This is a genomic window from Pseudoclavibacter sp. CFCC 14310 (assembly GCF_008831165.1).
GTDB lineage: Bacteria > Actinomycetota > Actinomycetes > Actinomycetales > Microbacteriaceae > Pseudoclavibacter_A.
In genome coordinates, this window is sequence record NZ_WBKC01000002.1 from 477,324 (window position 1) to 500,431 (window position 23,108).

Below are 23,108 nucleotides of genomic sequence, written 5' to 3' on the forward strand. Positions count from 1 at the left end.
CCCGGGCCGGAGGATCTGCCGCAGCCCATGACCGACTCTCTGCTCTGCAGACGGTTCAGCGGCTGACGGGAGCGGTGCCGGGTTCTGCTCCGGTCACCACCGGCACGCGCACCGCTGAGCCCCATTCAGTCCACGAGCCGTCGTAGTTGCGCACGTTCTCGAAGCCGAGCAGATACTTCAGCACGAACCAGGTGTGGCTCGACCGTTCGCCGATGCGGCAGTACACGATCACGTCATCGCCCTCGTGCAGACCGGCGCCACCCGTCTCGTAGATTGCACGCAGCTCGTCGGCAGTCTTGAAGGTGCCGTCATCGTCGACGGCCTTCGCCCAGGGCACGCTCTGCGCGGTGGGAATGTGGCCGGCCCGAAGCGCCCCTTCTTCGGGGTAGTCCGGAGCTGTGGTGCGCTCACCGAGGTATTCGGGTGTCGAGCGCACGTCGATCAGGTGCTCGACGCCGATCGCGGCAAGCACGTCGTCACGATACGCACGGATTGGCGCATCTTCCCGTGGGACCACCGGATAGGCGGTCGGGGTGCGCGGGCGAACCTCGCGAGTCAGATCGCGTCCCTCGGCGATCCATTTCGAGCGGCTGCCGTTGAGCAGACGCACATCTTCGTGGCCGAAGAGCGTGAACACCCAGAGTGCATAGGCCGCCCACCAGTTGTTCTTGTCACCGTAGATCACGACCGTGTCATCGCGGTCGATGCCCTTCTCGCTGAGCAGCTTCGCGAAGCCCTCGCCGTCGACGTAGTCGCGCACGACCGGGTCGTTGAGATCGGTGTGCCAGTCGATCTTGACCGCACCGGGGATGTGCCCGGTCTCGTAGAGCAGCACGTCTTCGTCGCTCTCGACGACGACGAGTCCCGGTTCGCCCAGATGTTCGGCGAGCCACTCGGTGGTGACCAGGCGCTCAGGATGCGCGTAGCCTGCGGTCTTCGGATCTGACGAGTCGACGGCGACAGTCATGATGTTCTCCTTCGTTGCCTCGACTCGTTCGAGTCTCGGTGATGTCGATCACGATACTGCACCCGACTCGCCTGCGGCAGCGTTCCGCAACAGCAGGTCATGTGGCGGCAAGTGCACACCGTCGTCGCTCATGTCTGCACGAGCCGCCCCACGAACCCGCTACAGTGAACAGGGTGCCGCGCTGGATCTCATGCACGCGCATCCGCATCACGACGCTCACTCGGAATTGACCCGGGTCGCCGCGATTCGGCCACCGCCACACACGCGTGCACTGCCGCCGCCAGAGAGGAACGCATGATCTCGCATATCGTCGATGTGCACCCGAATCTCGATCCCGACGAGCTCGTCGCGAACCTCGTGCCGCCACCGCTCTTCCAGACCGCGTCGTTCGAGAGCTACCAGCCCAGTGCCGACTATCCGTCGCAGCTGGAGGCCGTCGAGGCCCTTCGCGCGTTCTCCGATCGTTGGGGTGCGGTGAAGCGCCGCAGCCTCTTCGGCAGGAGCAAGAAGGCGGCGAAGCAGGCCAGCGGCATCTATCTCGACGGCGGCTTCGGCGTCGGCAAGTCCCACCTGCTGGCAGCACTGTGGAACACCGCTCCCCAGCCCAAGGCCTATGGCACCTTCTTGGAGTACACGTCGCTGGTCGGCGCACTCGGATTCGAGAACGCCGTCGCCAAGCTACGCGGCTACTCTCTGCTGTGCATCGACGAGTTCGAACTCGACGACCCCGGCGACACGATGATCATGACCCGGCTGCTGAAAGAGCTCGCGGCGACCGGCACCTCGATCGTGGCCACATCGAACACGCCGCCGAACGCCCTCGGCGAGGGCAGATTCGCCGCCTCAGACTTCATGCGCGAGATACAGTCGCTCGCCTCGATCTTCCAGGCGCTGCGCATCGACGGTCAGGACTACCGACGGCGCGACGTGAACAGCGAGGCCATCCCGTGGGAGCCCGCACAGATCGATCAGCTCGTCGCCCAGCATCAGTCCGACGACCTGCGCGTGTCGCAGGATGCCTTCGCCGACGTCATCGATCACATCTCGACGCTGCATCCAGTGCAGTACTTCGCCCTTGCGCGCTCTGCCGACGCATTCGTCTGGTCGGGAGTCGGACGTCTCACGAGACAGGACGACGCGCTGCGTCTCGTGGCGCTGATCGACCGTCTGTACGACGCACAGAAGCCGATCGTGGCAGCAGGCCTGCCGCTGACCGAGGTCTTCAGCCAGGAGATGATCGACGGCGGATACCGCAAGAAGTATCTGCGCTGCGTCTCGCGACTCGACGCGCTCACCACACTCGCTCACGAGACCTACGACGTGGCCAAGGCCTGACTCTTCTCGAAACACTGCCGTAACAGCGACCTCCGACGCGTAACAGCGCCGTAACCCTTGCGCATATCATGCGAAATCTCTGCACCCGAGACTGAACTCAGTTCGTGAAAGTCGTCGCATTATGATGCGCGGTCGCGATCCCATGATCAGTTCGAGAGAGGTTTCACCATGACAGAGACAGTCACGACCGGCACCATATGGTTGCTGGTGTCGACCGCGCTGGTGTTGTTCATGACGCCCGGCGTCGCCTTCTTCTATGGCGGCCTTGTACGGGCGAAGTCCGTCGTCAGCATGCTCATGCTCAGCTTCGGGTCCATGGGACTCATCGGGCTGCTCTGGGTGCTCTACGGGGCGAACATGACGAGCATCGCCGAAGACGCCAGCCCGTGGTCGTTCGCCGGCAACCCGTTCTCGGCCTTCGGGCTCAGCGGAGTCAGCGGCGAGGATCTCGTCTCGACCGTCTACGGATCGACCTTCGCCATCATCACCGTGGCACTGATCTCAGGAGCCATCGCCGATCGCGCGAAGTTCGGCTCGTGGATGATCTTCGCCGCACTCTGGGCGACTCTCTCGTACTTTCCGGTCGCGGCCTGGGTCTGGGGCGGCGGCTGGATCGGCACCGTGGTGCCTGAGTGGTTCGGCGTCGACGGCGTGCTCGACTTCGCCGGCGGCACGGTCGTGCACATCAACTCCGGTGCCGCGGCTCTGGCCCTCGCCATCGTTCTCGGCCGCCGCATTGGCTTCGACAAGGGCATCGCGAAGCCGCACAACGTGCCGCTGGTTCTGATCGGTGCATCAGTGCTGTGGTTCGGCTGGTTCGGCTTCAACGGAGGCGCAGCGACAGATGACGCGACCGCCGGTCTCATCTACCTGAACACCATGGTGACGCCTGCAGCTGCGATTCTGGCCTGGCTCGTCGTCGAGAAGCTGAAGACGGGCAAGGCGACCGCGGTCGGTGCCGGCACGGGTGCCGTGGCAGGTCTGGTCGGCATCACCCCGGCGTGCGATCAGCTCACTCCTGGTGCGGCCATCCTGCTCGGCCTCATCGTCGGCGGCGTCTGCGCACTCGCCGTCAACGCGAAATGGGTGCTCGGCTACGACGACTCGCTCGACGTGGTCGGCGTGCACCTCGTCGGCGGACTCATCGGCTGCGTGTACCTGGGCTTCTTCGCCAACGACTCGGGACTCTTCTACGGGTACGGCTGGGGACAGCTCGGCGCTCAGATCGTCGGTTCGGTGCCAGTGGCGATCTACTCGTTCATCGTCGCCTTCATCATCGGCAAGGTCATCGACAAGACCATCGGCTTCCGCGTCAAGAACGAAGACGAAGTGGCCGGCATCGACCTGCGCGTGCATGGCGAGTCGGGATACGCTCTGCAGAACTGAGGTTCCGTACTGAAGGCCGCACCTGAGCGGCCCGAATGACCGAAGCAGCGCTTCATACGTGAAGAGGGCGCGGCAGCCGTCACAGGCTCCGTACCCTCTTCACGTATGCGCCCCAGCAACGACCCTGTGTGCCGTGGCACGGGCTGCAGTGATCGACAGGAATCTGACTTGAGGACACCTGGTCCGCAGTCGCCTGCCTGATGCCTGAAGCGCCGTTCTTGGCCCTGGTGCGACCTGGGTGGAGGCTGAGAGTCAGGCAGCAGACGTGCGACACGCCCGCGTTGCCAGGTTCGATTCACCTCGATTTTGCATTCGGGCAGAGTTACGGTACATTATTCAAGTCGCCGGAACACGGGGACAACGTTGAGAAGCTTCAAGCTGATCAACATGCGGATGTGGCTCAGTTGGTAGAGCACCACCTTGCCATGGTGGGGGTCGCGAGTTCGAATCTCGTCATCCGCTCGGAGGGTTCTTTCACTTGTGAAAGACCTGCCACAGGCTCCGCTTCACAGGGGCCGCTTCACAGGTACTGCTTCGTTGAGAACCTGTGCGGTCTGGCATGGTGGAGTGGCCGAGTGGCGAGGCAGCGGCCTGCAAAGCCGTATACGCGGGTTCGACTCCCGTCTCCACCTCCAACCGGCTTCGGCCGGAGTCGACGCAAGTCGGCATACGCACTCGACGGTTCGAGTACGGGCGATTGGCGCAGTCTGGTAGCGCGCTTCCCTGACACGGAAGAGGTCAGCAGTTCAAGTCTGCTATCGCCCACCACGGGATAGGCCCGGAATCACGCGGAGGACGCGGGGTTCCGGGCCTTCTTTCATTTGACCTGGCATTGCGCCGGTCGGGCCGTCTGGCGGGGGAGGGCTGTCCGGCTGGGGAGGGCTGTCTGGCTGGTGAGGTCTCTCTGGCGGGGGAGGCAGTGCGGCCGAACGACCGCACGAAGCAGCTCTGAGGCACGAGACACGTCTTCAAGGGGTGCGCGTGGTCAAGATCGCAGTGTGTGCTATCACTGAGGCTGTAACCCCCATTGCCTATTGTGAATCGAGTACCCGAATGACCACACTTGCGCTCGCACTGTCCGACCTCCTCAACGACCACCAAACAGCTCTCGATGAGCTGTTGGACCGTCACTTCAATGCCGACTACCGCCAGCGCACCAACGGCGACTGGAGCACGCGTGAACAGTTCGCTGAGCACATCGCACACCTTCGCGCCATCACCAGTGCCGCCGAGGTCAAAGTGCTGGATGAACTCACCGATGGTAGCCACTATGCAGAGAGACACCGCGTCGTGGTGACAAAACGAGACCGGACCACAGTCGAACAAGAGGTATACGTGTTCGCACAGCTGGACTCTGACGGGAAGTTCCTCTCGCTCGAGGAAGTGACTCTCATGGTGGAAGGAGCTGAACAGGATCGAAATATCGGCAGTGCACGTTGACGAGATCGTGTGCTGGACGCAGAGCCGGCTTGTGACCTGAGGATCCATTGTGCTCAGCCTGCGCCTGAAGCGTACGCCTCATGGCATATGCGATCACCCCGCACGTGTAGGCACCGGCAGTGCTGGTTCGGCTCGATCAACCGCACGAATGACTCTGACGCTGAGTGCTTGCCCACAAGGCGTCACAGGCGCAGATGAGGGGCTCCCGCCGCCCCCTCCGCGGCAGGAACCCCTCGTGTGAGCACTTGCATCGCTGCTGTCGTCCACCTCTATAGATTAGATGACCCCGCTGACATGCCTCAACGGTGATAGCTCAGGACGCCATCGGTGCATTGGGCCCAGCACGTTCCGGCCGGCGTATGAGCTCCCTGCGAAGCGTCAGTCGGTGAGCACCTGGCCCATATGCTCGTCGAGCAGCAGGGCCGACAGCGCCGCAAGCACGAAGGCCACACCGAAGATGCTGAAGAGCACTCCAGTGCCGCCCCAGGCCGCAGCGAGCACGACGGGCACTAACAGCGGAGCGATGATGGACGCCACACGACCGAACCCCGCCGACCAACCAGTGCCGGTGCCACGCAGCGCGGTCGGAAAGACTTCGGGGGAGATGGCGTAGAGCGCGCCCCATGCGCCCAGATTGAAGAAGCTCAGCAGACATCCGCTGACCAGAATCGCCGTCACCGACCCGGCTGTGCCGAAGAACACTGCCGAGACGGCTGAGCCGATCAGGAACGACGCCAGCGTCCAGCGACGCCCCCAATGCTCGATCAGCCACGCGGCGACCGCATAGCCGGGCAGCTGCGCCAACGTGATGATCAAGGTGTACCCGAAGCTCTTCACCAGATCGTGTCCCTGTGCTGCGAGAATCGAGGGAATCCAGATGAAGGCCCCGTAGTAGGAGAAGTTCACTAGGAACCAGACCACACTCAGCGCGACGGTGTTGCGAACCTGCCCAGGCCGCCAGAGCCCGCCGAACCCACTGGTGGCAGTTCTGCTCTCGGCTGAGTCTGCGCCTTCAGCGGAGGTCGAGGGGCGTGTGGCCGCCGCACCCGCGGCCTGCACCCGGAACATCACTGGCGACTTCTCGAAGCGGCGCACGATCTGCTCAGCCTCATCATGGCGGCCGTGCGCCTCGAGAAAGCGGATCGACTCCGGCAGCCCGAACCGGACGAACGCCGCGTAGAGCGCCGGCACCGCCCCGATCAGCATGGCGATGCGCCAGCCCCAATCGCCATGTGGCACCAGCAGGTAGCCGAGCAGCGCTGCAAGCAGCCAGCCGATGGCCCAGAAGGCCTCAAGCACGACGATGATGCGACCGCGGATGCTCGGGGGTGCGAACTCGCTCACGTATGTGCTGGCGACAGGCAGCTCAGCGCCCAGCCCCAGACCCACTATGAAGCGCATGACGAGGAAGAACGCGAGGACCGGTGCGAACGCGCTCAGCGCTGCGCCAAGGCCGAAGATCAGCAGAGTCAGCGCGAACACCGTGCGCCGCCCGAAACGATCGGCGAGCCTGCCACCCAGCATCGCTCCCAGTGCCATGCCGATGAACCCGAGCGAGACGATCCAGCTCTGCTCGGTCGAAGAGAGGCTCCATTCGCTCTTCAACACCACGATCACGTACGAGATGAGCGCCACGTCGAGTGCATCGAGCGCCCAGCCGATCCCCGAAGAGGTGACCACGTGGGCATGAGCCCGAGTGAAGGCGAGTCTGTCCAGACGCTGGGTCAGCGTCGAAGCCGCTGCGGAGGCCGCCGACGGCGGCACGTCACTGTTGGTTGTGTCTGTCATAGAAGACAGTATTGCACAGGTCTGAACAGGTATGGTCAGTTGTGGGAAGAGACTCGGTGTGCTCGTCTGCAGACCTCTGGCGGGGGAGTCGGCGGCTGACGGCGCAGAGGGACGGATACTGCCCAGCCCCGTACCACCTACGCCCATGGAGACGCGAAAAGGGCCTCGCCACAATGGCGAGGCCCTTTTCGACTGTTCAGCAGACCGGGAAGGTGCGCCGAACACGAGTGCAGAGCATCAGTGGTGCTCGTGCTGTGCCGCAGCAAGCTCTTCTGGAGTGACCGGCTTGACCCGGCTCTCGAAGAAGAAGCGGCTGAACCACGAACGACGACGATCCTTGTTGTAGATCTTGCCGTCGGAGCGAGGGCGAACCGGCACCGGAACGTTCTCATCGAACGAGACGAGACGCCAGCGCTCGTACTCGTCGAGCGGACGGTGCAGCTCCTGGAACTCCCCATGCGGATACCGGATGACATGACCGGTCTCGACACCGTGCAGAACCAGATCGCGATCCTTTCGCTGCAGTGCGAAGGCAACGCGGCGAGTGATGATGAAGGCGATGATCGGCCCAAGGATCAGCGATGCCTGCAGCACGTGAGTGACCAGGAAGACATTCCAGTGGAAGAACACGCTCATCACGTCAGACGAAGCCGCCGCCCACATGGTGGCGTAGAAGGCGATGCCTGCAGCGCCGATCGCCGTGCGGGTCGGCGCGTTGCGCGGGCGATCCAGAACGTTGTGGTTGCGGTCGTCTCCGGTGATCCACTTCTCGATGAAGGGGTAGGCCACCAGCACGGCGATGAAGCCGCCGAGCAGCACCACAGGAGCCATGATGTTCCACGAGAACGTGAAGCCGAAGATCACCGATTCCCAGTGCGGCGGGATCAATCGCAGTGCGCCGTCTGCCCAGCCGATGTACCAGTCGGGCTGCGTACCTGCCGAGACCGGCGACGGGTCGTACGGCCCGTAGTTCCAGATCGGGTTGATCGTGAACGTAGCAGCAATCACCGTGAGCAGACCGTAGACGATGAAGAAGAAGCCGCCGGCCTTGGCTGCGTACACGGGGAGCACCGGGTAGCCGACGACGTTCGTCTCACGGGCACCGGGGTTCGGGTAATGCGTGTGCTTGTGCAGAACCACCATCAGCAGATGCACGGCGATCAACAGGATGATCAGTGCAGGGATCAACATGATGTGCAGCATGTACAGACGGTTGATCAGGTCGGTGCCGGGGAACTCGTTGCCGAAGAACAGGAACGAGAGCCAGGTGCCGATGAGGGGGAGCCCCTTCATCAAACCGTCGATGATGCGCAGACCGTTGCCCGAAAGCAGATCGTCAGGAAGTGAGTAGCCCGTGAACCCGGCTCCCATGCCGAGCACCCAGAGCAGCACACCGACGATCCAGTTCAGTTCACGCGGCTTGCGGAACGCACCCGTGAAGAAGATGCGAGCCATGTGCAGTGTAGCTGCCGCGACGAACATCAGTGCCGACCAGTGGTGCAGCTGACGCATGAGCAGCCCGCCGCGGATGTCGAACGAGAGATCCAGAGTCGAGGCATAGGCCGCCGACATGTGGATGCCCTTGAGCGGGATGTAGGAGCCGTCGTACGTGGTCTCGACCATTGACGCCTGGAAGAACAGAGTCAGAAAGGTTCCGGAGATCAGCAGTGCGACGAAGCTGTACAGCGCCACCTCGCCGAGCATGAACGACCAGTGGTCGGGAAAGATCTTGCGCCCGAACTCTTTGACGACCCCTGCGACGCCGAGGCGTTCGTCGAGATAGTCAGCGGTACGACCCGCCTTGGTCGTGGGTTTTGTCGTCACTGTCGTGGTCACTTTTCAATCTCCCAGAAGCTCGGTCCGACTGGTGCGCGGAAGTCACCCTTCGACACCAGATAGCCTTCGCTGTCAACCGTGATAGGCAGCTGGGGCAGCGGACGGTTCGCCGGGCCGAAGACGACCTTGGCGCCGTCTGCGATGTCGAACGTCGACTGGTGGCACGGGCAGAGCAGATGATGCGTGTGCTGCTCGACCAGAGCGACAGGGCATCCCACGTGCGTGCAGATCTTTGAGTATGCGAGGATGCCGTGATATCCGTCTTCGGCGCCCGACTTGATCTCGTTCTCGGGCAGACGGACGAGCAGCACGGCCGCCTTGGCCTTTTCGATGATGCGCTGCGAATGATTCTCGATTTCGAGCAGGTTCTCGGGGATCACGTGGAAGGCCGAGCCGAGCTGAACATCTGAGGCCTTGATCGGGCGACCGTTCGGATCCCGAACGAGCTTCAGGCTGTCCTGATCGCCCCAGATGGTGTGGCGCAGTTTCTCAGCCGGATTGACCAGCCCCTGGCTGACCGGAGCGAGGTCACGCAGCATGACGATGCCCGGCAGGGGAGCGACGACCGCCGCACCGATCAGTGAGCGACGAAGCACCGTACGACGGCTGATTCCGCTCTCTTTGTCTGCCGTCTGCAGAATCTCGATGGCTTCAGCACGAGTCTCGTCCGAGGAGCGAAGCGTGTGCCGCTCCTCTTCCATCTCGTGCGCCGGCATGAGCTGCTTCGCGAAGTGCACGGCACCGATGCCGATCGCCAGGAATGCGAAGCCGATCGACAGACCGAGCCACAGGTTGTTCGGATGGACCGTCGACATGTCGTCGGCCTTGATCGGCACGGCGATGTAGACGATGATCGCGATGACGCTCGCCACCGCCGAGGCGATGAACCACGCGGTGACCTGACGCTCGGCGCGCTTGGCGGCCTTCGGGTCGCGGTCAGTGACGCGCTCTGGTGAGTGGGGCTCGATGCCCGGGTTCTCGAACCCATGTTCGAGCACTACCGTCGTGCTCTGTGGCTCGTGTTCTGACACAGGAGTCTCTTCCTTGTTCTTTGCCATAGTGTTCTCTCCGCTCAGTCAGCCCGTGCACCAAGCCAGATGGTGAATGCGACAATCGCACCGATGCCGAAGATCCAGATGAACAGCCCCTCAGACACCGGACCGAGCGATCCGAGATCGACGCCACCGGGAGACTGATTCTTCTCGACGTACTTCAGGTACGAGATGATCCCGGCCTTCTCTTCAGGCGAGAGGTTGGTGTCGTTGAACACCGGCATGTTCTGCGGGCCGGTGATCATGGCTTCGTAGATGTGCGTCTCAGAGACCCCCATCAGCGAGGGTGCGTACTTGCCCTCGGTCAGCGCACCGCCGGCGCCGGCGACGTTATGGCACATCGCGCAGTTAATGCGGAAGAGCTCGGCACCCGATGCGACCTTCTCGGAGTCAGTCGTGTCGACCTGCTTCGCGATGTCACTCGGGATGGCCGGGCCGGAGCCGACCGATGCCACGTAGGCCGCGAGAGCCTTGATCTGTTCGTCGGTGAACTGCGGAGCTTTGACCTGCGCCTGCGGGCCCTGCATCTGCATCGGCATACGGCCGGTGCCGACCTGGAAGTCGACCGATGCGGCCCCGACGCCGACCAGCGACGGGCCGGCGTCCGAACCCTGAAGATTGAGTCCGTGGCACGTGGCGCAGTTTGCCTGGAAGAGCTTCTGGCCCTCGTCGACCTGCTCCTGGGTGTTGGCCACCTTCTCGATGTCGGTCGACGACGAGCTGGCCTGTGCCACAGCAGCGTAGCCTCCACCGGTCACAGCGAGACCGATGGCGAGCAGACCGATGGTGGCGAGCGGTCCGCGACGCTTGGAGCGGCGGCTCACCTTGGACTTATGGTTCTTGCGAATCTTCATTCCTGCTAACTCCAGTCTCAACCGATGAGCGGAAGGATGTAGACGGCCGTGAACAGAATCAGCCAGACGACATCGACAAAGTGCCAGTAGTACGACACCACGATGGCGCTCTGCGCCTCACGGTGGCCGAACTTGCGCGACGCGTACGTGCGGCCGATGATCACGAGGAACGCGATCAGGCCACCGATGACGTGCAGCGCGTGGAACCCGGTGCCGACGAAGAACGCAGACCAGAAGGTGTCGGTCGACATGGCCACACCCTCGTGGTACAGCGTCGCGTACTCGAACACCTGACCGGTCACGAAGATGGCACCCAGAGCGAAGCTCAGGAAGAACCACTCGGCGACGCCCCAGTTCTTGATGCCCTTGCCGGTCTTGCGCGGCTGCAGACGCTCTGCCGCGAAGACGCCGAACTGACACGTGACTGACGAAAGCACCAGGATCACGGTGTTGACCGCAGCGAAGGGAATGTTCAGAACGGCGATGCCGTCTTGCCATTGACCCGTCGAGGTCGTCCACAAGGTGAAGTAGACGGCGAAGATGGCCGCAAAGAACATGACCTCGCTGGCAAGCCAGACGATGGTACCTACGGCTGTGGCGCTCGGCCTGTTGACACTCGCCTGCGCAGACTTATTCGTTAATGCTGTACTGGACACGTTTCTATTATGACCTATGAATCACCCATGTCTTGACCAAACGGAGCGGTTCGAGAGAATTCCCTCATCTAGAGTCGGAGTGCGTCCGGTGTGTTCCCACCGGAATCCAGCACAGTGTCGGTCGGGCCAATGGTCTTGCGGAGTACAATCTTGAGTCATGTCATCCCAAATCTCATGGCCGATCCTGCTCACCAGACTCATCGACGACCTCGACCTCGAAACGGTGCAGGCCAGGTGGGCCATGGACCAGATCATGACCGGGACGGCAGACCCCGCTGCGATCGGAGGCTTCCTCATCGCGCTGAAGCAGAAGGGGGAGTCTCTCGAAGAGGTCTCTGCCTTCGTCTCCTCGATCCTGACGCACGCGGTTCCGCTGGACATCTCGCGAGACGCGCTCGACATCGTCGGCACCGGGGGAGACCGCTCGGGAACAGTCAACATCTCGTCGATGGCCGCCCTCGTGATCGCCGGAGCCGGCGTTCCGGTGATCAAACACGGCAACCGTGCGGTCAGCTCTCGCTCCGGATCCTCCGACTTCTTCGAGGCCTTGGGGGTGAACATCAGCGCGACCCCAGAGGAGACCGCATCGGCCTTCGCGCAGGCGGGCATCGGCTTCGCCTTCGCGCAGAGATACCATCAGGGCTTCCGGCACGCCGGTCCTGTTCGCAAAGCCCTCGGCGTACCCACGGTGTTCAACTTTCTCGGCCCACTGTGCAACCCGGCGCGCCCGCGAATCAATGCTCTTGGTGTCGCCGATCGCGGTCGGGTCGATCTCGTCGCCGCACTGCTGAGCTCTCGTGGTGACGTCGGTCTCGTGTTTCGCGGCGAGGACGGCCTTGACGAGCTGACCACGACGGGCCCGAGTCGCATCTGCCAGGTCGACGAACAAGGCGGAATCACAGAATTCGCGCTCGACCCGGCACAGCTCGGCATCAGGCCAGCCGTGCTCGAAGACTTGGTCGGGGGAGACGCCGAAGAGAATGCCGAGATCGGCCGGGCTCTGCTCGCCGGCGAGACCGGTTCGGTGCGCGACATCGTGCTGCTCAACGCAGCAGCCGGTCTGGTCGCCGCAGATCTGCTCTTTCACCCTGCGACGGCGAAGACGTCGATGCTCGAACGCTTCTCGGCAAAGCTCGAAGTCGCGACCGAGTCGATCGAATCGGGTGCGGCAGCACGGGTTCTGGATCACTGGATCGAGGCACTGCCAGCACACGAAGCTCAGTCGAAGAACTGATCGGGCGCGAAGTAGTCATCTACCGTCGGCGGATCGCCGATCGTCGTCAGATCGTCTGGCAGCTGCGGTTCGACGCGCCCGGCGGCAGTCGGCCCGATCCCGACACGGATGCGCGGCGGCGGCCCGTCGCGCATCTGGCGGCGTGCAGCTGAGCTGAGCTCAGGAGCGATGCGCGCCTGATCTGGCTCAAGCGGCCGGTCGTCATTCGTTTTGATGCGCGGGGGCGGAATCGCTCGGCGGTTCGGAGTCGTCACTCTGGTCTGTCTCATCTGGCCAGACTGGCATGCGACCGAAGAATCTTCACCGCCGACATGAAGCCAGTGCATGACATCAATGTGTTGGCTGCGCTGTGCAGAAAGCACGACAGTGTCATTCGCCGGCTCGGAAGAGGAGAACCCCTCTCCGAGAATCCACGATATATGACATAACATACATTATCGGATTACCGGAGAGGGGTCACCATCACGTCTCTCGACGCCCGAGACGAGCGTCGAGGTTCACACTCACTTGCCGGTGAAGAACGAGATGTCTCCGACGTACTTCGTGTTATCCACCGGGATCGGCTCGAGCACGGCGTCGCGAATCTGCTCGGCGAACTCCTCGACGGTGTACAGCTTGCCGACCTGCTCGGTGCGCTCGTCAAGCACACCCGGGTTGATGCGGTTCAGCAGCGTTGCGGTGATCGTGCCGACGATCATGTCGCCTGAGACCACCACGAAGCCGACACCGCGTTTCGCGAGCTCCGGGATGCGCTCACGCAGCGCATCCTCACCGGCGCGCTTCGACTCGGCGACCGGACGGTACTCCGGCAGCGTCGGCGTGGTGCGGATGAAGTGCGCCTGATGGCTGGTGATGAAGACGACGCGCGAGCCCTCTTTCAGCAGCGGCTCGGCCAGCGTCAGCGCACGCACCTGCGCGTCACGGTTGAGCTGCAGCGCGTAGTCGTCGGCCATGTTCTTCTCCATGCCTCCCGAGGCATTGAGAATCAGCACGTCTATGCGGCCGAAGGCCTCGCCGACGCGGTCGAACAGCGCCGTCACCGATGCCTCGTCCGTGAGATCGCCCTGGACGACCAGAGCGTCTCCGCCGGCGGCACGCACCTTGTCAGCCACCTGCTCGGCTCGACGAACCTTCGATCGGTAGTTGATCACCACGGTCGCACCCAGCGCGCCGAGAAGTTCGGCCGTCGCCGCACCGATGCCGCGCGACGAACCGGTGATCAGCGCAACTTTGCCTGCAAGTGGCTTCTGCTGATCGCCCGTCGTCTGTTCCGTCGTCTGATCGCTCACGTGCTCACCTTTCGATCGAATGGCACGTCGCGCGACGTGCTCACAGCAGGCAAAACTGTATCAGTCCAGAACGCTTCGACGACCGCTGCCCCGCCGTCGGGAACAAATCTCGGCCCACAGCCGTTGTGCTGATCGGCTACAATGAACGGTCGGCGTATCTTCTGCCGGCAGACGAGACGAAGGCATCGAATGGCAACCAAAGCAACTTCTTCGAAGACCACAGCGAAGACCGCTTCGAAGTCGACGACGAAGACCGCGTCCAAGTCGAAGGCCAAGACCAAGACCACGGGCAAGAAGAAGGGCGAGCCCGCCTCACAGCGCACCCCATGGGACATGCTCCTGGAGCGCCGCAGCGAGACGGAGCTCAAAGAGATTCTCGACGAGCGTCTCGACTACCTGCACGATCGCCGCAAGCGCGCGCTTGAGCTCTCTCGTATCAAATCAGACCCGAACGAGCAGTGACCTGCTGACGCAGCCGCCGGTCTCGGCGGCGCGTCACCATCTCGCCGGCCGACAGCAGCACGGTGGCGGCGACACTCCCCCATGTGATCACCGGCCCGGCGAAGAAGCTCGGCGCCAGTGAGCGCTGCAGCGGAACGTTCTGCACCATGGCGCCCGCTTCGAAGTCGGGCAGCCGATCCAGGAATCGTCCGTCCGGCCCGATCACCGCACTCGACGAGACGGTCGAGATGTTCACCAGCGAGCGCGCGGATGCGACGGCGTTGGCTCTCGCGATCGCCATCTGCTGCGCCGACTCCGGGGTGCGGCCGAAATCCGCGTTGTTCGTCGGTGCCAGAAGCAGCTGCGCTCCCCCAGCGACGGCCGAGTGAATCAGGTCGGTGTCGCCGGTCTCGAAGCAGATCAGCACCCCGGCGTTGATGGCGTCCTCACCCGTCGGGATCTGGAAGTTGCCGGTGCGCTGCCCGAACGTGTATCCGCGTGGCACCAGGTCAACGAGATCTGGGGCGATCGGATGGAACAGCCAGCGATCGGGCATGTACTCCGCGAACGGCACCGGATGCTTCTTGTCGTAGATCTGCACCGGCCCGCCTGACGTCGTGGTCGGGTCGACACCGGGCACCACCGAGTCGGCAGCCGTGTCGACTCCCCCATCCGTCAGGCCCGTCGGCGCCGACATGCCCTTCGGCAGCCAGAGCACGACACTGTTGAAGAAGTCGTCGCCGCGCTTCGTCACGCTGCCAAACACGAGCGGGCGGCCCATCTCATTGACGAAGGCCTCGATCTCGGCGTGGGCCTGACGACTGCGCAGCACGTCGAGGTCGACCGCGTTCTCAGGCCAGACCATCACATCGAAGTCGTCGTGCATGATCTCTCTGGCGGCTGCGAGATGGTTCGCCAGTATCTCACCAGGCTGCGCGTTCGAGAAGAGACCGGCATTCGCATTGCCCTGAACGGCTGCTATGCGCACTGATCCCTGCGACGGCACGATCGCTCCCCAAGCCGGCACCAGCATCCCCAGCACCAGCAGAGCCATGCCGACGACCAGCGGCCGACGCACCGGCCGACGCGAGAGCATCCACGTCACGGGCAGCGTCGAGACGAAGACCAGCGCGAGGCTCAGGCCGGCCAGACCGATCCACGACGAGAGTCCGATCGTCGGCGCGTTCGACTGGCTGTGCGCCGCCTCTCCCCATGCGAACCCGCCATACGGCATCCGCGAGAACACCGCTTCGCGCGCCGTCCAGACGACCGCCCAGATCAGAGCGATCAGCGCCGGATGCGTCTGCCGCACCAGTCGACGCCGGGTCAGGTATGCTCCGACCGCACAGCCGAATGCGCAGAAGAACGTCATAGCGCCGCTCAGAGCGATCCAGGGCACCGCCCCCAGGTATTCGGTCAGCCACATGATGTGGCCCGACCAGAACCCTGCGCCGAACAATGCCCCGCACAGTGCCCCGAACCAGAATCCGCGACCGAGCACAGCCCAGGCGACCAGCGCCATCGCAGGCAGCGTCAGCGGCCAGATCAGATACGGGGCGAACGCGTACTGGTAAAGCAGACCCGCAGCAAGGGCGACGACTGCCCGAACGATCGCATCTGCGCGGTGCTGGTGCCGCATCACCCGACGCTCGAGTACTCGACGATGCCGCGCAGCAGCAGATCCTTGGCGCTGCGAGCCACAGCCCCGACACCGTCTGGCTGCGCGGCGCCGATCTGGTCGAGCAGGTCGATGACCATCTTCATGAGACGGACGAAGTCGCCTGCGGGCAGCTCTGCCTCTTCGAGCACGTGATCGAGCGTGGCGCCCCGGCTCCATCGCAGCACCGCCGTGCACACCAGAGCGTTCGGCTCGGGGAACCGCGGCAGATCGCGGCGCTGCTCTTGGTCGTCGATCTCATGCCAGACTGACAGCGTGTCGGCATAGGCCTTCTGCAGGGCGCCTCGAGGCAGCCACACCTCTTCGTCGCCGCGGTCACGCCGCGGCTCGTAGACCAAAGCCGTGACGATCGCGGCGAGCTGATCCGGTTCGAGCCCCTTCCACACCTCTCGGCGCAGACACTCGGCGACGACCAGATCGCGTTCTCCATAGATCTTGTCGAGGAGCCCGGCCTGATCGGTGACCGCGACCTCGGCCAGATCTGCATCGGCAGAGAGATAGCCGAAGTGCACCAGCACCCGCACGACGCGTTCGAAGGTCAGCGCGATATTGCTCACTCTGTGCTCGATCTCGCGTTGGAGGTCTTCTGTCTGACGCTGCAGACGCCACCAGCGCTCGGCCCACCGGGCCCGATCCTCGACATCGTCGATGCGAGCGGCAGGATGCTGCCGCAGCTGGGCCTTCAGGTCACGAGCGTGAGCGATGAGGTCTTCGCGTCGACTGCCGCTGCGGCGCTCTTTCTTCGAGATGTGCTGGATGCTGCGGTCGGTCTCTGAGAGTTCGTGACGCAGGTCGAAGAAGTCGCGCAGCAGCGGATCGTCCAGCCCGGCCGCCTCGGCGTAGCCGTCGAGCGAGGTGCGCTGCTCTTTGAGCTTTCGAGCCAGGCCGACGACCGACCGGTCGGCCTGGAACTGGGCGAACGACGACTCCAGGATCTCTCTCGTCGCGCTGAGGCCGAACTGCCCGATCAGGTTCACCGCCATGTTGTAGGTGGGGCGGAACGCCGACTTCAGCGGGTAGGTGCGGCGGCTGGCCAGCGAAGCGACCCGTTCGAGGTCGACACCGGGCTGCCACACCACGACCGAATGCCCCTGGTCGTCGATGCCACGACGGCCCGCACGCCCGGTCAGCTGGGTGTACTCCCCCGCTGTGATCGGCACACGAGCGACGCCGTTGTACTTCTCAAGGCTCTCGATGACCACCGTACGCGCCGGCATGTTGATGCCGAGCGCCAGCGTCTCGGTCGCGAAGACCGCCCGAACGAGTCGACGCTGATAGAGCTCTTCGACGGTCTCTTTGAATGCGGGCAGCAGCCCGGCGTGGTGCGCGCCGACACCGCGCAGCAGGGCGCCCTTCCAGTGTTTGAAACCGAGCACTTCGCGATCCTGGTACGGGATGTCACGGCAGTGGCGGTCGATGATCCGTTTGATCTGGTCGCGCTCCTGCTTGGTCGTCAGCGAGATGCCGGCCAGCATGCACTGGCGCACCGCGGCATCGCAGCCGACGCGGCTGAAGATGAAGCCGATCATCGGCAGCAGGTCGGCACGCTCGAGCGTCTTCACCAGCGCTGCCCGGTCGACGCGCTGCTGTCGGTGATGACCTCCGCGCCGTCGTTCCCGGTTCGATCGCGGCCCGTCAAGACCAGAGAGCCGGTGCAGGTGCCGGTTGAGCTGGCCGGGACGGCCGGGTTCGAAGAGGTCGTCGAGATCACCGCGCACCAGCACATGCTGGTTGAGCGGCACTGGACGAAACTCCGAGACGATGACGTCGGTGTGTCCGCGCACCTCCTGCAGCCACGCTCCGAACTCCTCGGCGTTCGAGACCGTCGCACTCAGCGAGATGAGTCGAACGTGCTCGGGCAGCTGGATGATGACCTCTTCCCAGACCGGCCCGCGCATGCGGTCGGCGAGATAGTGCACTTCGTCCATCACCACGAAAGAGAGCGAGCCCAGCAGATCGCTGCGCTCGTAAATCATGTTGCGCAGCACCTCGGTGGTCATGACCACGATCGGCGCGGTCGCGTTGATGTTGTTGTCACCGGTCAGCAGACCGACGTTCGACTCGCCGTAGCGCTCCTGCAGCTCGTGGAACTTCTGATTGCTCAGCGCCTTGATCGGGGTCGTGTAGAAGATCTTCTCATCGGCCGCCGACTCCATCGTCAGGTAGACGGCGAAGTCGGCGACGATCGTCTTGCCTGCGCCGGTCGGTGCGGCGACGAGCACTCCCCGACCATGCACGATGCTGCGCGCGGCCTGCACCTGAAAGTCGTCGAGCGCGAATCCGACCGTGCGCTGAAAGGCCACCACTTCGTCGGGCAGTGGGGTGTGCTCCGTCTGCTCCGTCTTCACGGTCTCAGCAGAGTCGTCGCTCGGCATCGCGTTCTCAGTCGTCATCGCTTCTCAATCGTCGTCATTGCGTCCGGAGCGTGCGCTCCGGGTCACTTCGTCGTCCCGCCCGCATCGGATGCACCGGAGGTCTCGGACAGGTCTGCGGTGCCGAGGATGTCCGGGTCGGGCAGTGCGTCGTCTTCGAACAGCTCCTGTGCCCGTTTCGCCGCGCGTCGGTCGTGCAGCCAGGAGATGAGGCAGGCGATCAGGTAGAGCCCGAGCATGGGACTGGAGAGCAGGAACATGCTGAGGATGTCGGTCGGCGGGGTGATGAACGCCGCGAAGATCAGTGCCACCACGATGGCCACGCGCCAGCCCTTGATGATGGTCTTCGCGCTCATCACGCCGACGAAGTTCAGCAGCACGAGCAGCAGCGGCAGCACGAATCCGAGCCCCATGAAGAGCATCAGGTTCATCACGAATCGCAGGTAGGTGTCTGCGCTGATCAGCTGCACGTCGTCTGCCGACGCGAAGCTCGACATGAACGACACCAAATTCGGAAAAGCCCACCAGCCGAACAGGCAGCCGCCGAGAAACAGCGGGATGGCTGTGCCGACGAACCCGACGGCGGTGAGCTTCTCTTTGCGCAGCATGCCCGGTGCGAGAAACCGCCAGAGCTCATACAGCCAGATCGGAGCCGCGATGATGATGCCGAGCACCATCGTGATGTGCATGCGCACATTGAGCGGACTCGATACATCCGAGTAGTTGATCTGGGTCTGTCGACCGGTCTTCTGCATGACCGTCAGCAGAGGCTCTCGCAGTGCATCGAGCACGAATGGCGCGATGAACCACGCACCGATCGCGGCGGCCACGATCGCGATCGCGCAGATGATGATGCGCTTCTGCAGCTCCACCAAGTGCTGCGCGATCGACATCGTGCCGTCGCGGCTCTTCTTCGTCTGAGACACCGCCGTGCCGGTTTTAGGAGTTCTTCTGCGCGTCGCCCTCAGCAGGCTGTGTGGGCGCCGGCTGAACCGGCTGCTGCTGCACGGGGGCTGGCTGCTGCACGGGGGTCTGCGCCGGTGCCTGACCTGACGTCATTGGCGACGACTGCTCACCCTGTTGGTTCGGCCGAGTCCATTCCTGATCGGCGGCCTTGTCTGCTTCGAGCCCCTTCACCTCTTTGCGGAAGATGCGCATTGACTGCCCCAGGCTCTTCGCCAGAGCGGGCAGCTTCGGCGCGCCGAAGAGCAGCAGGATGACGAGGACGATGATGATGATCTGCCAAGGTTTCATTGCGGTCGCTCCAAGAGTGTGGGGAATCGTGATCAGTATAGCGGTGCGTATGGTGTCAACGAGCGCATGCCGTTGGCTGTGCGAGTGTCAGGATCGAGTACGTCGCACACGACGGTACTTCGCCCGAGCCGCACGCGCAGCCATGACTCGACGTCGCTGTGCCTCTTCGATCTCACTCGACGTCAGAGCGAGGCTCTCGTCGTCAAGGCTGATGCTGGTGCCAGGGCGCAGCCGCTGCTGAAGGAGGCCGATCTGAGCGGTCAGCGGGCCCAGCGACTTCGGAATCTCGTCGACGGAGGCCATCAGCTGACGTGCCGACCGACGATACCGCGGTACGCAGACGCAGACCACGACGGCCAGCGCCAAAAGCGCCAGCACGACCACGCCCAGAGAGATCCAGAAGAACATGATCACGATCCTACTCGGCAGGTGACTCGTCAGAGGATGCATTCTCGGCATCCGCAGAGACCGCCAGCGCGCGACGAGCGTGGTCGGCCACAGCCTCGCGCACCGATGCCGGAGCGAGGATGCGAACGCGCCCGGGCAGCGAACTCACGTGTCTGACGAGTGCAGGCACCGAGGCGACTCGCACCAGGCGGCGCACCGGCCAGCTCACATCGTCGGTCAGACGCTCTCCGAACGCCATGAGCACGCCGGCGGCCTCGGCCTGCACCTCGAGGGTGACGGTGATGGGCTCGGCCTCGTCGTCTCCGCTCACGGTGGCGACGGATGCCGGGGTCGCCTGGTCGTGTTCGGCTGCGATCGGCGATCGTTCGCTGCGGGCGACCGCCGCCATGCGATCGAGCCGGAAGGTGCGTCGGCGCGGCAGGCCCGCGCCGTCGACGCCGTCGACTCCCGAGAGGTACCAGATGCCCTGGGTCATGCGCACGCGTTCGACAGTGACCGTGCGGTGCGATCGGTGCCCGGAGGCCGAGGTGTAGTCGAACTCCACCGCGCCCCGGTCGGCGCCGCAGGCCCGCAGCAGCGCAATCGTCTCGGCGAAGCGTCCCTCGCTGCGAGCCGTGACCGTACCGCCGCCCAGTCGAGCGGCGAGTCGGGTGGCCGCAGCGCGTGGCTCGTCGGGCAGCAGTGCGGCCAGATAGTTCAGCGCCGCAGAGAGCCCTGCGAGCTCGGCTGTCGAGAAGCGCTGCACATGGTTCAGACCCACGGAGTTCGTGATCGTCACCCGGTCGTTGAGCTCGAAGTCGTCATAGTCGATGTCGAAGAGGTTGCCGGGGTCATAGGCGGCTGAGTCACCGGGCACACCCACAAGGGGCAGCATGCGCACGGTGTCTCGTACCTGCTCGGCGGGTACGCCGAACCATTCGGCGATCGATTCGACGGTCGCTCCGGGGTTGGCCACCACCCACGGCACCAGCACCAAGGCGAATCCGAGGCGCTGCATGGCTGCGTTCGACTGGTCGCTCATCGCTCGCCCTCTCCGGTGTGGTCGGCCAGCAGACGGCGCAGCTTGGCCTCGACACGGGTGCGCAGACTCTCAGGTGAGATCACTGTCACTTCGTCGCCGTACCCGGTGATCTCGTCGGCGAGCAGGTCGTAGTCCGTCGTCAGCACGTCGAACGTCGTCTCCGACGTCGCCGCACCGCTGACGGCATGCAGTCGATCGCCGAGGCGCACCGCAGCCTCGCTGCCTGGTCGCACCTGCAGCCGGGCGCTCTGTTCCTGGCGCAGTCGCTCGAGATCGGCGACGACCGACCCTGCCCACTCCTCGCGGCTGCGCTCGGCGGCGATCGTCTGCGCGTCGCGCACCCGGCCGCTCTGCAGCTCGCGCTCCTCGACGGATCGGACGACTCCGCGGATGCGCTGCAGCAGAAAGGTGCGCCGCAGCTGGGGGTCGTCAAGTCGCTCCGCACGCGTCGGCAGACGGTCGAGGTCGACGCCGTGCACATGCCAGCGGCCGTCGACCAGCACGACCGCCAATGGCAGCAGCGTGCGCCGGGTGGTGCACTGATGATCCTGCGTGTGGTAGTCGAAGCGCACGATGCGGCCTTCGAGCACAGCAGACTGGAGCGGCCGCAGGTTCGGTTCGTAGACCATGAGATCGAGCAGTCCGCCGACCACCAGCTCAGGCGAACGCTCCTGCGCAGCGTCGGGCGCACCATCTCGGTCAGCTGCGTCGTCGTGCGGCGCGCCAAGGGCCCTGGCTCGTTCTGCGACCCTTCGGCCTTCCGGTGCGTCAAGCCGCGAGAGCAGCAGAGCCGCAGCGGTGAGCAGACCGAGATCGGCGCCGCTGAGCTCGAGGTCTTCTGGCAGCGCATACGCCTGCTCGTCGATGTGATACCGAGTGAGCTGGTTGTCACCGGGCGTCCAGACATCGTCGGCGGCGACGACGTCGATGCCGAGGGCACGCAGCGCGGCTTTGTCTCGTTCGAACCGTCGTTCGAGCGCCGACATCGAGACTCCGGCCGCCAAGTCGTCGCTGTAGCCCGACACCTCGCTCAGGATCTGTCGCTTCGTCAGGCCGAAGCGCGTGTGCTGGAGGGCCAGCACGAGATTGAGCATCCGCTCCTGTGCGGTCACCCGATCGGCCATGGTCTCACTCAGCAGCCGGAGTGCGTGCCAGCACGTCGATCACCAGCAGATCGCCGACCTGCGACTGATAGCTGGTCGGCACGTGCACGATCACCTGCGAACCGATCGGCACCGACGTGAGGGTACGCTCCATCAGCCCTAAGAACGCGTCGTCCGAATCGTCCAGCTTCAGCTGAGTGAGCTGTCCGTCATCCCACGTCGACTGCAGCACCTTGGCGCTGCGGGTCTTCGCCGAGGTGTCGAACATCGTCATCTGCAGCTGCACGGTGTCGCCTGCCTGAGCGGTCTCGTTCGAATCGCCTTTGACCAGCACAGCCGACTCGGGGGCTCCGGCGGAAGAGTATTCGTCGCCCAGCACCAGCCCGGGTCGGCCTGTCGTGTCGCGCACCACCTGCGGGAATCCGTTGACCGGCGCCTGTTCCGCGCCGTGGGCCCGAGCCTGGAAGCTGTCTCGCACGGTGCCGATCACGACGACGTCGCCGGCACCGCTGCCGTCCGTCGAACTGGGATCTGCTCCGTCGACGTTGGGCACCACCAGGGTGAAGACGTCACCCACGCGCTGACCTTTGAGCGCATCTGCGATCGCCCCGTAGACAGGAGAGTTCAGACCGCGCAGGAATGACACCGACACAGCGGGGAGATCCGCGGCCTGGCCGAGCGCCTTGCCGGTCTTCAGATTGAACATGCTCACGCCCAGCAGCACTGCGTCCTGATCGACGTCGACGAAGCGGCCGTCGCCGGCGCTGCCGATGCTCAGCTGTGTTCCGTCGACCTGCAGATCCGGCTTCGGATCGATGCCCGACCGCGAGAGGTCGAAGTCCGAGGCGACCACCGCATCCGACGCGTCGCCGGATGCGACTGCACGATCGGGCTGCGACGAGCACCCCGCAAGCAGCGCACCGACCAGTGCGAGCACACCCACACCGGCGCCGATGGTCGATCTCATGGCCTTCTGTGAACGCATGTGTTCTCC

At 64.2% G+C, this 23,108-nt stretch carries 21 protein-coding genes and 3 tRNA genes; 8 read left to right on the plus strand and 16 right to left on the minus strand.

The window, feature by feature from the left end:
• Window positions 1-55 precede the first annotated feature (55 nt).
• The gene (locus F8O06_RS06010) at window positions 56-967 is read right to left on the minus strand and encodes a sulfurtransferase (RefSeq protein ID WP_158037992.1); all 912 of its coding nucleotides are present in this window, start codon (window positions 965-967) and stop codon (window positions 56-58) included.
• A 294-nt stretch (window positions 968-1,261) separates the two neighbouring features.
• On the opposite strand from F8O06_RS06010, the gene zapE reads away from it, so the two are divergent.
• From zapE to F8O06_RS06040, 6 genes are all read left to right on the plus strand, one after another.
• Window positions 1,262-2,302 (plus strand): cell division protein ZapE, encoded by a 1,041-nt coding sequence (zapE, locus tag F8O06_RS06015; protein ID WP_158037993.1) that lies wholly within the window; start codon window positions 1,262-1,264, stop codon window positions 2,300-2,302.
• Between the two features lie 168 nt (window positions 2,303-2,470).
• Window positions 2,471-3,688 (plus strand): ammonium transporter, encoded by a 1,218-nt coding sequence (locus F8O06_RS06020; RefSeq protein WP_158031468.1) that lies wholly within the window; start codon window positions 2,471-2,473, stop codon window positions 3,686-3,688.
• 389 nt (window positions 3,689-4,077) lie between these two features.
• Window positions 4,078-4,150 (plus strand) — tRNA-Gly (locus tag F8O06_RS06025).
• 99 nt (window positions 4,151-4,249) lie between these two features.
• Window positions 4,250-4,323 (plus strand) — tRNA-Cys (locus F8O06_RS06030).
• 56 nt (window positions 4,324-4,379) lie between these two features.
• Window positions 4,380-4,456, plus strand: a tRNA-Val gene (locus tag F8O06_RS06035).
• A gap of 285 nt (window positions 4,457-4,741) precedes the next feature.
• Window positions 4,742-5,128, plus strand: coding sequence for a nuclear transport factor 2 family protein (locus tag F8O06_RS06040; protein ID WP_158037994.1), 387 nt, complete (start codon window positions 4,742-4,744; stop codon window positions 5,126-5,128).
• Window positions 5,129-5,506: 378 nt separating this feature from the next.
• On the opposite strand, the gene F8O06_RS06045 is transcribed toward F8O06_RS06040, so the two are convergent.
• From F8O06_RS06045 to F8O06_RS06065, 5 genes are all read right to left on the minus strand, one after another.
• Complete coding sequence (locus tag F8O06_RS06045; RefSeq protein WP_158037995.1) at window positions 5,507-6,916, minus strand: MFS transporter; 1,410 nt, start codon at window positions 6,914-6,916, stop codon at window positions 5,507-5,509.
• Between the two features lie 237 nt (window positions 6,917-7,153).
• On the minus strand, window positions 7,154-8,752 hold the full coding sequence (locus F8O06_RS06050) for a cytochrome b (RefSeq protein WP_225733418.1): 1,599 nt from the start codon (window positions 8,750-8,752) through the stop codon (window positions 7,154-7,156).
• Window positions 8,749-9,810, minus strand: coding sequence for a ubiquinol-cytochrome c reductase iron-sulfur subunit (locus F8O06_RS06055; RefSeq protein WP_158031472.1), 1,062 nt, complete (start codon window positions 9,808-9,810; stop codon window positions 8,749-8,751). The genes F8O06_RS06050 and F8O06_RS06055 overlap by 4 nt, the downstream gene beginning before the upstream one ends.
• A 14-nt stretch (window positions 9,811-9,824) precedes the next feature.
• Complete coding sequence (locus F8O06_RS06060; RefSeq protein ID WP_158031473.1) at window positions 9,825-10,658, minus strand: cytochrome c; 834 nt, start codon at window positions 10,656-10,658, stop codon at window positions 9,825-9,827.
• Between the two features lie 17 nt (window positions 10,659-10,675).
• Complete coding sequence (locus tag F8O06_RS06065; protein ID WP_158031474.1) at window positions 10,676-11,314, minus strand: heme-copper oxidase subunit III; 639 nt, start codon at window positions 11,312-11,314, stop codon at window positions 10,676-10,678.
• Between the two features lie 157 nt (window positions 11,315-11,471).
• Between F8O06_RS06065 and trpD the strand changes: the two genes are divergently transcribed.
• Complete coding sequence (trpD, locus tag F8O06_RS06070; protein ID WP_158037996.1) at window positions 11,472-12,548, plus strand: anthranilate phosphoribosyltransferase; 1,077 nt, start codon at window positions 11,472-11,474, stop codon at window positions 12,546-12,548.
• Here trpD and F8O06_RS06075 read toward each other — a convergent pair.
• Together F8O06_RS06075 and F8O06_RS06080 are read right to left on the minus strand one after the other, a co-directional pair.
• Window positions 12,533-12,817 carry a hypothetical protein gene (locus tag F8O06_RS06075; RefSeq protein ID WP_158037997.1) on the minus strand — a complete coding sequence of 95 codons (285 nt, stop codon included), beginning with the start codon at window positions 12,815-12,817 and terminating at the stop codon, window positions 12,533-12,535. The genes trpD and F8O06_RS06075 overlap by 16 nt on opposite strands.
• A gap of 234 nt (window positions 12,818-13,051) precedes the next feature.
• Window positions 13,052-13,837, minus strand: a complete 786-nt coding sequence (locus F8O06_RS06080; protein ID WP_158037998.1) for an SDR family oxidoreductase — start codon at window positions 13,835-13,837, stop codon at window positions 13,052-13,054.
• A 189-nt stretch (window positions 13,838-14,026) separates the two neighbouring features.
• Here F8O06_RS06080 and F8O06_RS06085 point away from each other — a divergent pair, with 189 nt between their 5' ends.
• Window positions 14,027-14,299, plus strand: coding sequence for an RNA polymerase-binding protein RbpA (locus tag F8O06_RS06085; RefSeq protein WP_225732802.1), 273 nt, complete (start codon window positions 14,027-14,029; stop codon window positions 14,297-14,299).
• On the opposite strand, the gene lnt is transcribed toward F8O06_RS06085, so the two are convergent.
• The 8 genes from lnt to F8O06_RS06125 form a co-directional block, all read right to left on the minus strand.
• Window positions 14,274-15,917: an apolipoprotein N-acyltransferase gene (lnt, locus tag F8O06_RS06090; protein ID WP_158037999.1), complete on the minus strand. Its 1,644-nt coding sequence runs from the start codon at window positions 15,915-15,917 to the stop codon at window positions 14,274-14,276. The genes F8O06_RS06085 and lnt overlap by 26 nt on opposite strands.
• Entirely contained in the window at window positions 15,917-18,349 is a 2,433-nt protein-coding gene (locus tag F8O06_RS06095) for a DEAD/DEAH box helicase (RefSeq protein WP_225733419.1), read from the minus strand. Before F8O06_RS06095 ends, lnt begins: the two co-directional genes overlap by 1 nt.
• A gap of 44 nt (window positions 18,350-18,393) precedes the next feature.
• Window positions 18,394-19,254, minus strand: a complete 861-nt coding sequence (tatC, locus tag F8O06_RS06100; protein WP_225733420.1) for a twin-arginine translocase subunit TatC — start codon at window positions 19,252-19,254, stop codon at window positions 18,394-18,396.
• Between the two features lie 13 nt (window positions 19,255-19,267).
• A complete protein-coding gene (tatA, locus tag F8O06_RS06105; protein ID WP_158038000.1) occupies window positions 19,268-19,582 on the minus strand; it encodes a Sec-independent protein translocase subunit TatA in 315 nt (104 codons plus the stop codon).
• Window positions 19,583-19,669: 87 nt separating this feature from the next.
• On the minus strand, window positions 19,670-19,990 hold the full coding sequence (locus F8O06_RS06110; protein ID WP_158038001.1) for a hypothetical protein: 321 nt from the start codon (window positions 19,988-19,990) through the stop codon (window positions 19,670-19,672).
• Between the two features lie 10 nt (window positions 19,991-20,000).
• Window positions 20,001-21,011 (minus strand): helix-turn-helix transcriptional regulator, encoded by a 1,011-nt coding sequence (locus F8O06_RS06115; RefSeq protein WP_158038002.1) that lies wholly within the window; start codon window positions 21,009-21,011, stop codon window positions 20,001-20,003.
• The gene (locus tag F8O06_RS06120; RefSeq protein ID WP_158038003.1) at window positions 21,008-22,135 is read right to left on the minus strand and encodes a helix-turn-helix transcriptional regulator; all 1,128 of its coding nucleotides are present in this window, start codon (window positions 22,133-22,135) and stop codon (window positions 21,008-21,010) included. The genes F8O06_RS06115 and F8O06_RS06120 overlap by 4 nt, the downstream gene beginning before the upstream one ends.
• 4 nt (window positions 22,136-22,139) lie before the next feature.
• Window positions 22,140-23,099, minus strand: a complete 960-nt coding sequence (locus tag F8O06_RS06125) for a hypothetical protein (protein ID WP_158038004.1) — start codon at window positions 23,097-23,099, stop codon at window positions 22,140-22,142.
• Between the last annotated feature and the right edge of the window lie 9 nt (window positions 23,100-23,108).